This window comes from Faecalibacterium sp. An58 (assembly GCF_002161515.1).
Classification (GTDB): Bacteria; Bacillota; Clostridia; order Oscillospirales; family Ruminococcaceae; genus Faecalibacterium; species Faecalibacterium avium.
Window position 1 is genome coordinate 1 of record NZ_NFHX01000045.1, and the last position, 10,490, is coordinate 10,490.

The following is a 10,490-nucleotide window of genomic DNA, read 5'->3' on the forward strand; positions in this document are numbered from 1 at the left end:
CGCAATCGCTTGCGTCCTGTGAATTACTTTTTGGAATTTTAAGTGTTTCCAACACTTTAAAGGTTCCGTTACAAGTATTCGATATTGTTCAATTTTCAAGGTCCTGCGCCGCGCTGTCTTTCGACCGGCGACCTGTTTATTTTACCACATCCGCTTTTGCTTGTCAAGCTCTTTTTTTGAAGCTTTTCGCAAGCTCTTTTGCGTTTTGTGGGCGCCCCGTGGAGCGCTCGAATATAATACTACACCCGGGGACTTTTGTCAACCCTTTTTTGCAAGTTTTTGCCGCATCTTTTTCTCTTGCGCTTTTACCGGGCGCGTCGTACAATAAGAATGATCGATCCTTTTCCATCTAGAGCCAAAGCGAGGCCCGCCATGATCCTGACCGTCAACATCGGCAACACCCATATCACCATTTCTACTTATAAGGAAGGCGCTCTGCACTTTTCGGGCAAGCTGTCGGCCAGCACCGCCTCCACCGCCGACGAATACGCCATCCGGCTGATCCATCTGCTCACCCTGCATCAGAGCTCCCCCCAGCAGATCGAGGGAGTGATGCTGGCCAGCGTAGTGCCCGCCCTTACCGGCAAGCTGATCTCTGCGCTGCGGATGCTGACCAGCGTGCGGATCATGACGGTGGGCCCCGGACTGAAAAGCGGCCTCAAGCTGCGCCTGGACCAGCCCGCCCAGCTGGGGGCTGAGCTTTTGTGCGGCGTGGTGGCCGCCATGGCCGAAGGCCCCGCCCCCATGGCCGTCATCTTCTCGGACACCGCCCTGTCCATCATGGGAGTCAACGCCCAAAAGGAAATGGTGGGGGGCGTCATCCTGCCCGGGCCGCAGCTCTCGATGGCCAGCCTGGTACAGAACACGGCCCAGCTGCCCCAGGTGGACCTGACCGCCCCCGCGCCCCCTTCGGTGCTGGGCAAGAACACCGCCGCCTGCCTCCAGGGCGGGCTGCTGATCGGCACCGCCTGTATGCTAGACGGCCTGGCCGAGCGTTTCCGGGCCGAGCTGGGACCCGACACACGGTTCTATGCCACCGGCAATCTGCCGGTCACCCTCCGCAAAGCCTGCCGCACCCCCATCCTCTACCGCGAACATCTGGTCTCGGACGGCCTGTACCGCATCTGGCTGCGGAACCGCAAACCCTGACCACACCACAAAACGGCGCCCGCCGGAGGTGATCCCTCCCTGCGGACGCCGTATTTTATTGAGCCTGCAAGATCTCTTTGATCTCGGGGATGCTGTGCCCTTCGGCCCGCAGCTGCCGGATCTGCCCGATCCGGTCCAGGCTGGCTTCCCGCTTGTAGCGCCGGGTCAGGTTGTCGCCGGCCTGCTCAAAGGGCAGCATCCCTTCCTCCGTATAGAATTTCAGGGTGCTGTACCGCACGTCGGTCAGCCGCACCAGCTCCCCAATGGTGACGTACTCCGCCTGCTGGATGACCTCCAGCTTTCTCTGACGGGACATACGCTCACGACCCCGCCGCCGCGGCGCCCCGGGCCGCGAAGGAATACATGATGATCTGCAGGTAGGTCATCATATCCCTGACCATCTTGCCCTCCGGCGACTGTGCCAGAGCCTCGATCTTCTGCCGGACCGCCTTCTGCTCGAAAGCGGAGAAATAAGCCTTGAGGCACTTGACCCGCTCCAGCAGCGCCACCAGGGCGGCCGTCTCATCGCTGACGGGGCCTTCCTCCAGCAGCTCGGCCCGCATCTGCTCCACCACCGAGCGCACCGTCTCGGGCCCCGGCAGGTAGCCGGCCTGTTTGCCCAGCAGCCCGGCCTTGCAGGCCGACGCCGCCCCCAGCTGCACCAGCGAGCCGCCCACGGCGTCCCGCAGCTCGTTGATGCGCTTGTCGGTCCAGCTGAAATTGTAGGCGTCCACCACCACATAGAGCTTGACCGACTGCTTTTCCCGGATGAAATCATAGAGGGGCTTCAAATACCCCTTGTCCTGGGGCAGCGCTCCGGCCGCCGACACCTTTTTGCCGTCCACCGCGATGCAGCCCTCCATCTGCAGCTCCAGCAGCGCCCCGGCCACCAGGCCCAGGGTCCGCTCCTCCACGCTGGCAAAGGGAAACACGCCCTTGTCATTGACGGTGCACACCATATATTTCTGTACGATCGACAAATCCTTCATAAAAAGTCCCTCCTGTACAGGCAGAACGGATGATGCAAGTGCAGTTACTACTTATCACTTACTACTTACGATTTAAGTATACCCAGCCGGGGCCTTTTTGTCAAGGGGGCTTTTGTTCAAAATTCCTATTTGCATTTTAGGCAAAAGTGTGGTATAATTCTTGACGCTGATACCCTGTCGGCAAACAGATGTGCGGTCGTAGCTCAGCTGGATAGAGCGTTGGACTCCGACTCCAAAGGCCAGAGGTTCGAATCCCCCCGGCCGCACCAACCAAAAAGCCCCCGCAGCGCTTTGCGCTGCGGGGGCTTTTCTGTTCCAGCCTGGACTTTTTCATCCAAAGCTCAGAGCGGCAGAGCCTGCATCCACTTCCCCAGCTCTGCATAAAAGCGGCCCACATGGGCGCCGTCCAGCAGGCAGTGGTTCAGTTCCAGGCTGACGGACAAGAGGGTGCGTCCCTCCTTTTTCTCCCAGCGGCCCCAGGTCACCCGGGGGATGGAGTCCGCCGGGTCTGTGTCCCGCTCATTGGTCACGGCGGTCAGAGGGAACCAGGGCAGGCAGGAAAAATACACCAGCTCGTCGGGGGCCCAGAGACCCTGGGGGGTGATGAAAGCCGTCTGGGCGGCCGAGCGGGCCTTGGCCTGCCGGCAGAAGGCCTCCAGGTCCTCCCCCGCCTCGAAGGTCACAATATGGAACTGCCCGCTGTCCGGGTGCAGGTCGGTGAAGCTGGGCACCAGCCGGTCCACCCTGACGATCTGCCCGCCCCGGTCCTTGTAAAGGAAGGCGTCCACCCGTTCCATGGCTTTGGTCACGCCATACACCATGGCCATATAAAAGGACAGCCCCCGTTCCCTGCACCAGGCCCGCAGGGGCGTCACGTCCACCGGGAAGGTCAACGCATAAAAGGGATGGGACATCCCGGCAAAAAAGTCATAGACCTCCCGCCGGGGCCAGGTATCTTTGTCGATGATCTGCATACAGCGCCTCCTTGCTGTGTTCTGGACACAGTATAGCAGAAGTTCCCCTTTTCCGCCATCTCTTTACAGCCAGCTGTGGTAGCGGCGGAGATACAGCTTTTTGGCCAGGCTCTCCAGCAGGATGTAGCCCGCCACGATCCCCGCCAGGGCGGCAAAGTAACCGGCGGGCAGGGCGGTCAGGCCCAGGCCCTCGGCCAGCGGGGTGAAGGGCAGCACCGTCACCACCGCCATGCCGGCCAGCGTCAGCCCGGTGAGGGAGGCCGAAGCGCGGCTCTGGAGCAGGGGCACCTTGGCGGTGCGGACCATGTGGATGACCAGGGTCTGGGTCCACATGGAGGCCACGAACCACCCGGTCTGGAACAGGGCGGCCCAGAGCTCCCGGGCGGCCGGGTCGGTCAGCTGGGTATACAGCTTGCCCCCCGCCGACGCAGGGCAGAACACAAAGTACATCAGCGCAAAGGTCAAAAGATCAAACAGCGAACTGACCGGGCCGTTCCAGGCCATGAAGCGGGCCACGCCGCCGGCATCCCAGCGGCAGGGCTTGCGCAGGTATTCCTCGTCCACGTTGTCCCAGGAAATGGCGGTGCAGGACAGATCGTACACCAGGTTGAGCAGGATCAGCTGCAGGGCCGTCATGGGCAGGAAGGGCAGGAAGGCGCTGGCCGCCAGCACCGACAGCATATTGCCAAAGTTGGAGGACACCGTCATCTTGATGTACTTCATCATATTGGCGTAGGTCTTGCGGCCCTCGATCAGGCCCTGCTCCAGCACCATCAGATCCTTGTCCAGCAGGACGATGGAGGCAGACTCCTTGGCGATGTCCACCGCCGTGTCCACCGAGATGCTCACATCGGCGGCCCGCAGGGCGGCTGCATCGTTGATGCCGTCCCCCATATAGCCCACGCAGTGGCCGTTCTCCCGCAGCAGCCGGACGATCCGGGCCTTCTGGGCGGGGGACAGCTTGGCGAACACCGACACCTCAACGGCACGGCGGGCCAGCTCCTGGTCGGTCATGGCGTCGATGTCGGCGCCCAGCAGCACCTGGCTGACCGGCAGGCCCACCTGGGCGCAGATGGCGGCGGTGACCTTCTCATTGTCGCCGGTCAGCACCTTGACCTCCACCCCGTAGCTGTGCAGCGCCCGGATGGCCGCCGGGGCGGTCTTTTTGGGCGGGTCCAGGAAAGCCAGGAAGCCGATCAGCACCATCTCCTGCTCATCCGCGGCCGAGAACTGGCCCACGGGGGCAGGATTGCTTTTCTGGGCCACCGCGATCACCCGCATCCCCCGGGCGTTCAGGCTGTCCGCCTGGGCCAGCACCGAGCGGCGCAGCTCCGGGGTCAGGGGCAGCACCCGGCCGCCCTGCTCCGCCCAGGCGCAGCAGTCCAGCATCTCCTCCACCGCGCCCTTGGTGACCATCTGGGTCTTGCCGGTGGGGTCCGACACCACCACGCTCATCCGGCGGCGCTCAAAATCAAAGGGCACCTCGTCCACCTTGCTGTAATTCGCCATCAGCGGTTCCGCTCCCAGCTCCTCCTGCTTGGCGATCACGGCCAGGTCGATCAGGTTCTTGAGCCCGGTCTGAAAATAGCTGTTCAAAAAGGCATGGCGCAGCACCCGGTCATCGGGCTGGCCGTCCACGTTCAGGTGCATTTCCAGCACCACCTTGTCCTGGGTCAGGGTGCCGGTCTTGTCGGTGCACAGGATGTCCACCGAGCCCAGGTTCTGGATGGCGTTGAGGTTCTTGATGATGACCTTCTGCCGGCTCATGGCCAGAGCGCCCTTGGCCAGGGAGGTGGTGACGATCATGGGCAGCATCTCGGGGGTCAGGCCCACCGCCACCGAAATGGCGAACAGGACGGCCTCCATCCAGTTGCCCTTGGTAAAGCCGTTCAGGAACAGCACCACCGGCACCATCACCGCCATAAAGCGGATCAGCAGTTTGGACACCGAGCCGATCCCCTTGTCAAAGGCCGTCTTGGGGGGCTTGTCGCTCATGGTGCGGGCAATGGCTCCGAACATGGTGCCGCTGCCCACCGCCACGGCCACCGCCCGGGCGCTGCCGCTGATGACAGTGCTGCCCTGGAAGGCCAGGCAGGGCACCTCGGTCAGGGGCAGGGCCTCCTCCACCGGCGCCGCCGCCTTCTCCACCGGCTCGCTCTCGCCGGTCAGGGCCGACTGGCTGATGAACAGGTCCTTGGCGTTCAGGATCCGCAGGTCGGCGGGGATCATATCCCCCGCGGACAGGTGGATGATGTCCCCCACCGCGATCTCCTCCATGGGCAGCTCCTGGCGCCGGCCCTCCCGCTCGATGCAGGCGGTGGTGTGGATCATGGCGGTGAGCTTCTCCGCCACATTCCCGCTGCGGGTCTCCTGCACAAAGCGCAGCACCCCCGACACCGCCACCATCACCGTGATGATGGCCACCGTCATATAGCTGCGCTGGCCCGGGGCCGCAAAGAGGATATCGGTGAACACCGACACCACCGCCAGCAACAGCAGCACCAGGGAGAAGGGGTCCGCAAAGGCTTCCAGCAGCCGGCGGGCGCCGCTCTTGCGCTTGGGCCGCACCAGCTGGTTGGGGCCGTACTGCTCCCGGGCCGCTTCGGCCTGGGCCTGGGTCAGGCCGCCGGCGCCGGTCCCCAGCTTTTCCAGCAGCCGGGCCTCGGTGCAGGCCGCAGCCTCCCGCAGCCGGGTGTCGGACTGTTTTGCAGCCGTGTTCTGCGCCGCTGCATACGCTTTGATCCATTTCATCATCATGGGTGGTTCCTCCTTTCTTGCCGGCGGGGTCTCCCCGCCCAGAAAGGGGCACAAAAAAGCGCCCGCTTTCTGCCTTTTCCGGCAGATCGCGGGCGCGTGCGCGCACCAAAACAAGGCCCCAGGCGGGGCCCTTTCCGCGCACCCGGACCAGTCTTGCGCAAGGGCCGTCCTGTGCCGGACGCAGCCTGTGCAAAACCGTCAAATGCGCATCAAAGGACCGGGACGCCTGTACCTGTCCTGGCCTGTGCTCGTTCGCCTGCGGTCTGCCCGCGTTGGTCTACTGCTGGGGTCCATAGCGTCCCACCTGCCTTTCCTGTCAAAAAATAAAGCCCGCCGGTCCATAGGACAAGCGGGCGTAAATCGACCTGTGTTCGCCTGAGCTTTAGCTTTGCAGGGCGGTGTAGCTGCATTATGATACGCCTTGTCATCGACGCATCCTGTTCAGACCTGCGCATGGTGTCTCCACCATTTTGCGGCAGCAGCCCATATCCCTGTAAGAGCCTTACCTATCAAACCACAGTCACTATACCATATTTTTCATCCTATGTCAACCATAGGTTTATGAGAAAAGTGTGAACTTTTTTTCACGCTGCACCCGCAGATTTCAAGGCGCCGCGCCGGCGCAGCCATACAAGGGCCCCCACGCAGACCAGCACCGACAAGAGCGACCCGGCAGCCGCCGCGCAGCCCATGGGCAGCAGGGTGTCGGGGAACAGCCGGCTCATGAAATAGGCCCCGGGGATCCGCACCAGGACGATGGAAATGGCGTTGTGGACAAACGAGATGCCCGACCGGCCATAGGCGCAGAAGTAGCCGCAGAAGCTGAAATGCACCCCTGCAAACATACAGTCCCAGATATAGCTGCGGATGTACTGGCTGCCCGCCGTCACCACGGCGGGGGTGCTGTCGAACAGGGCCACGATCCCCCCTGCCGCGAACTGCACCGCAACGCCCACCGCCAGCCCGAAGGCCAGACAGAGGGTGCAGGCATAGCGCAGGGTCCGGGCCGCCCGGTCGTCCTTGCCCGCGCCCACGTTCTGGGCCGCCAGGGCCGACACGGTGGACAGCATCGAGGAGGGCACCAGGAACACAAAGCTGATGACCTTTTCTACGATGCCCACCGCTGCCGCATCGTTCAGGCCGCGGTTGTTGGCGATGATGGTGATCAGGATGAAGGACACCTGCACGAACCCATCCTGCAGGGCCACCGGCACGCCCACCCGGAGGATGGGGGCCAGCACCTCACGCCGGGGGCGAAAGCAGTCCTTTTGGAGGGACAGGCCCGCCTTTTGGCGGGTGATGAACACCAGGGACACCACCACGCTCAGCGCCTGGGACAGGGTGGTGCCCAAAGCCGCCCCCGCCGGGCCCATATCCAGCCCGCCGATGAACAGATAATCCAGACCGATGTTGGCCGCGCAGGCCACCGCCACAAAGTACATGGGGCTTTTGGAGTCCCCCAGCCCCCGGAAGATGGAGCTGATGATGTTGTAGGCGGTGATGCAGGGGATGCCCACAAAACAGATGGTCAGGTACTGCACCGTCCCCTCCACCGCCTCGGCAGGGGTGGACATGGCCTGGACGATGGGCCGGACCAGCGCCAGCAGCAGGGCGGTCAGGGCCACCGACAGGGCCATGAACAGGGTGACGCTGTTGCCGATGGACAAAGCGGCGCGCCGCCGCTCCTGGGCGCCCACCGCCCGGCCGATCGAGATGGTGGCCCCCATGGCCAGGCCCACGATCATCACCGTGAGCATATGCATCACCTGGCTGCCGATGGATACCGCCGTGATATCCGCCGTGCCGCTGAACTGCCCCGTAATGAACAGATCCGCCATCCCATACAGGGTCTGCAAAAAGTAGGCCAGCAGATAGGGCAGCGAAAAGCTGACGATGTTTTGGAATACGCTTCCGGTGGTAAGATCTTTTTCCATGTGCAGTACAGCCGCAGGCCGCGGCCCTCCCCTCCCCGTCTCGATTTTACTTCACTATCATAAATCGCGGCGACGAGATTGTCAAGAGGAGGCCCCCAAAAACGGCCGATGCAGGGCGGAAGGCGGGTTCATGCAGCCTTGTCGTAAATGCTCATCTGCTGCTTGTAGATCCGGACAAAGTAGATGATCTCGGCGATGGCCGTCACGGTCCAGGAACAGACGAACAGCAAATAGAGGGACTGCAGGGTGCCGAAATAGGCAAAGACGGTATAGACCCATACCACCCGGAACACGCAGGAGCCCATGATCACGATGAAGGTGGGCACAATGGTGCGGCCCAGGCCGCGGGAGGCGGCGATGGTGCAATCCATAAAGGCCGAGATGGGATAGCACAGCCCCATGATCACCAGGCGCTGCATCCCCGCGTCGGCCACCGCCTGTTCGGTGGTGAACAGGGCCAGGAAGGTCTGGCCAAAGAACACCAGGGACAGCCCCATCACCGCGCCGATCCCAAAGGAATAGCCCAGCGAGATGAAGTAGCTGCGCTTGACCCGGGCCCGCTTGCCCGCGCCGAAGTTCTGGCTCATAAAGCTGGCGCAGGCGGTGTAGAATGCCGCCATCACATCGTATACCAGAGGGTCGGCGTTGGCCGCCGCCGAGTTGCCCCGGACCACCACCGTGTCAAAGGTGTTGATGCTGGCCTGAATGAACAGGTTTGCCAGGGCGAAAATGGCGTTCTGGCAGCCCGCCGGCACGCCCAGGCCCAGGATGCTGCGGGTCATGGCGGGGTCAAGATGCAGCTTTTCCCGCCGCAGGCCGTAGCAGCCCTCCACCCGGGTCAGGGCCCGCAGGATCAGGAAGGCGGACAGATACTGGGTCAGGATGCTGGCCAGGGCCACGCCCGCCACGCTCATCCGGCAGACGATGACAAAAAACAGGTTGAGGATGATGTTCAGGATGCCCGCGATGGTCAGATAGACCAGGGGCTTGCGGGTATTGCCCACCGCGCTGAACACGCCGTTGCCAAAGTTATAGATGGCCATGGCGGGCATACCCAAAAAGTAGATCCGCAGATAGAGGATGGCTCCGTCGATCAGGTCGGGCTTGGTGCCCAGCAGCCGCATCAGGGCCGGTGAAAAGGCCACGCCGATCACCAGCAGCAAAATACCCGCCGCAATGCAGACCAGAAGGGACGAATGGACCGATTTTTCCACGTCCCTGGGCTGTTCGGCGCCGTAGAACCGCGCCACCAGCACGTTGACGCCGCCGCCCAGACCGATCAGGAAACCGGTCATCAGGGTGACAAAGATGGTGGTGGAGCCCACCGACCCCAGCGCCTGGGAGCCGGCGAAGCGGCCCACCACCGCGATGTCCGACATATTGAACAGCGCCTGCAGCAGGTTGGAACAAACCAGCGGCAGGCTGAATACCAGGATCTGCCGCGCCAGCGGGCCTTCGGTCAGATTCTTTTCCCCAGAAGCCATACACGATCCTCCTTGCGATACGCTCCTTTTGCCAGGGCGGCCGCCTATCCCGCGCAGCCTGCCCGGGACAGTATAGCGCGCCGGGCAGGCGCCGTCAAGAGGGTTGCGCCCGGACGCCGGATATGGTATCCTGAAAGCATCAAAGCAAGGAGGAAAACCGTTATGCTCTCTGAACATACCATCGCACCCGACTTCACCCTGCCCGACGCAGAGGGCCGCCCGGTGAAGCTGTCCGACTTCCGCGGGCAGAAGGTGGTTCTCTACTTCTATCCCCGGGACAACACCCCCGGCTGCACCCGCCAGGCCTGCGCCTTTGCCGCCGCCTACGACACCTTCCGCCAGAGGGGCGTGGTGGTAATCGGGGTCAGCAAAGACACCCAGGCTTCCCACCAGCGGTTCGCCGCCAAGCACCAGCTCCCCTTTATCCTGCTGTCCGACCCCGACCACGCCGTGCTGGAGCTGTACGACGTCTGGAAAGAGAAAAAGCAATACGGCAAGGTCAGCATGGGGACGGTGCGTTCCACCTACCTGATCGGGGAGGACGGCATCATCCTCAAGGCCATGCCCAAGGTCAAGCCCGACACCAACGCCGCCGATGTACTGGCGGCCCTGGACGCGCTGGAAGGCTGACGTTCCGGCGCCAGGGACACCCATTACCCATTATAAAAGGAGGAAACCATCATGCCATTCATCGACCTGCGCACCACCGTTCCCACTGCCCCCCAGCAGCGGGAAGCCCTCAAAACCGCCTTTGGCCAGGCCATCACCGCCCTGCACAAGACCGAGACTTACCTGATGGTCTCCATCCAGGACAACAGCGAGCTGTGGCTGGGCGGCCAGAAGCTGGACAAGGGGGCCTTTGTGGCCGTCAGCCTTTACGGCTCCGCCTCGGCTTCCGACTACAACCGGATGACCGCCCTTGTCTGCCGCATCCTGTCCGAACAGCTGGATATACCCCCGAAAGCCGTCTATGTCACCTACCACCCCGTCAGCGACTGGGGCTGGAACGGCCGCAATTTCTGATCTTCCCGGGCTGCCCCGTCTTTGGATGCGGGCAGCCCTTTTTTGTCCCTGCGCCTCATAAAAACAATGCGGGGGCCGGCTTTGCAGCCGACCCCCGCAGAGGGACCCTATCTTTCGTGACGCAAAAGTTCTTTTGTTTTGGTGCGATCAACAACAGAAGGAATATTGGTTCTATTCCTC

General features: G+C 62.6%; 10 protein-coding genes, 1 tRNA gene and 1 riboswitch. Of the genes, 5 read left to right on the forward strand and 6 right to left on the reverse strand.

Annotated features, from left to right (window positions below; translation table 11 throughout):
• Together B5G12_RS14855 and B5G12_RS13650 are read left to right on the forward strand one after the other, a co-directional pair.
• Positions 1–353 (forward strand): hypothetical protein (locus B5G12_RS14855; RefSeq protein WP_204245695.1); only part of this gene is annotated, 353 nt, incomplete at its 5' end.
• A 19-nt stretch (positions 354–372) separates the two neighbouring features.
• Positions 373–1,149 (forward strand): type III pantothenate kinase, encoded by a 777-nt coding sequence (locus B5G12_RS13650; RefSeq protein WP_087325430.1) that lies wholly within the window; start codon positions 373–375, stop codon positions 1,147–1,149.
• Between the two features lie 55 nt (positions 1,150–1,204).
• Here B5G12_RS13650 and B5G12_RS13655 read toward each other — a convergent pair whose 3' ends face one another.
• Positions 1,205–1,465, reverse strand: a complete 261-nt coding sequence (locus B5G12_RS13655) for a helix-turn-helix domain-containing protein (protein WP_087233534.1) — start codon at positions 1,463–1,465, stop codon at positions 1,205–1,207.
• A gap of 4 nt (positions 1,466–1,469) precedes the next feature.
• Entirely contained in the window at positions 1,470–2,138 is a 669-nt protein-coding gene (locus tag B5G12_RS13660) for a GOLPH3/VPS74 family protein (RefSeq protein ID WP_087325431.1), read from the reverse strand.
• 192 nt (positions 2,139–2,330) lie between these two features.
• Between B5G12_RS13660 and B5G12_RS13665 the strand changes: the two genes are divergently transcribed.
• Positions 2,331–2,407 (forward strand) — tRNA-Arg (locus B5G12_RS13665).
• A 72-nt stretch (positions 2,408–2,479) separates the two neighbouring features.
• Here B5G12_RS13665 and B5G12_RS13670 read toward each other — a convergent pair.
• From B5G12_RS13670 to B5G12_RS13685, 4 genes are all read right to left on the reverse strand, one after another.
• Complete coding sequence (locus B5G12_RS13670) at positions 2,480–3,112, reverse strand: CatA-like O-acetyltransferase (protein WP_087325432.1); 633 nt, start codon at positions 3,110–3,112, stop codon at positions 2,480–2,482.
• Between the two features lie 63 nt (positions 3,113–3,175).
• Positions 3,176–5,866 (reverse strand): magnesium-translocating P-type ATPase, encoded by a 2,691-nt coding sequence (gene mgtA, locus B5G12_RS13675; protein ID WP_522731451.1) that lies wholly within the window; start codon positions 5,864–5,866, stop codon positions 3,176–3,178.
• A 360-nt stretch (positions 5,867–6,226) separates the two neighbouring features.
• A riboswitch (M-box (ykoK) riboswitch) is annotated at positions 6,227–6,390 on the reverse strand.
• Positions 6,391–6,453: 63 nt separating this feature from the next.
• On the reverse strand, positions 6,454–7,803 hold the full coding sequence (locus B5G12_RS13680) for an MATE family efflux transporter (RefSeq protein ID WP_087325434.1): 1,350 nt from the start codon (positions 7,801–7,803) through the stop codon (positions 6,454–6,456).
• Positions 7,804–7,931: 128 nt separating this feature from the next.
• Positions 7,932–9,287 carry an MATE family efflux transporter gene (locus B5G12_RS13685; protein WP_087325435.1) on the reverse strand — a complete coding sequence of 452 codons (1,356 nt, stop codon included), beginning with the start codon at positions 9,285–9,287 and terminating at the stop codon, positions 7,932–7,934.
• Between the two features lie 162 nt (positions 9,288–9,449).
• On the opposite strand from B5G12_RS13685, the gene B5G12_RS13690 reads away from it, so the two are divergent.
• Together B5G12_RS13690 and B5G12_RS13695 are read left to right on the forward strand one after the other, a co-directional pair.
• Positions 9,450–9,917 carry a peroxiredoxin gene (locus tag B5G12_RS13690; protein WP_087325436.1) on the forward strand — a complete coding sequence of 156 codons (468 nt, stop codon included), beginning with the start codon at positions 9,450–9,452 and terminating at the stop codon, positions 9,915–9,917.
• A 51-nt stretch (positions 9,918–9,968) separates the two neighbouring features.
• The gene (locus B5G12_RS13695; protein ID WP_087325437.1) at positions 9,969–10,310 is read left to right on the forward strand and encodes a phenylpyruvate tautomerase MIF-related protein; all 342 of its coding nucleotides are present in this window, start codon (positions 9,969–9,971) and stop codon (positions 10,308–10,310) included.
• The last annotated feature ends 180 nt before the right edge of the window (positions 10,311–10,490 follow it).

Coding starts and splice junctions, on each gene's coding strand:
- B5G12_RS13650 (WP_087325430.1), top strand. CDS start 373: ATGATCCTGACCGTCAACATCGGCAACACCCATATCACCATTTCTACT.
- B5G12_RS13655 (WP_087233534.1), bottom strand. CDS start 1,465: ATGTCCCGTCAGAGAAAGCTGGAGGTCATCCAGCAGGCGGAGTACGTC.
- B5G12_RS13660 (WP_087325431.1), bottom strand. CDS start 2,138: ATGAAGGATTTGTCGATCGTACAGAAATATATGGTGTGCACCGTCAAT.
- B5G12_RS13670 (WP_087325432.1), bottom strand. CDS start 3,112: ATGCAGATCATCGACAAAGATACCTGGCCCCGGCGGGAGGTCTATGAC.
- mgtA (WP_522731451.1), bottom strand. CDS start 5,866: ATGATGAAATGGATCAAAGCGTATGCAGCGGCGCAGAACACGGCTGCA.
- B5G12_RS13680 (WP_087325434.1), bottom strand. CDS start 7,803: ATGGAAAAAGATCTTACCACCGGAAGCGTATTCCAAAACATCGTCAGC.
- B5G12_RS13685 (WP_087325435.1), bottom strand. CDS start 9,287: ATGGCTTCTGGGGAAAAGAATCTGACCGAAGGCCCGCTGGCGCGGCAG.
- B5G12_RS13690 (WP_087325436.1), top strand. CDS start 9,450: ATGCTCTCTGAACATACCATCGCACCCGACTTCACCCTGCCCGACGCA.
- B5G12_RS13695 (WP_087325437.1), top strand. CDS start 9,969: ATGCCATTCATCGACCTGCGCACCACCGTTCCCACTGCCCCCCAGCAG.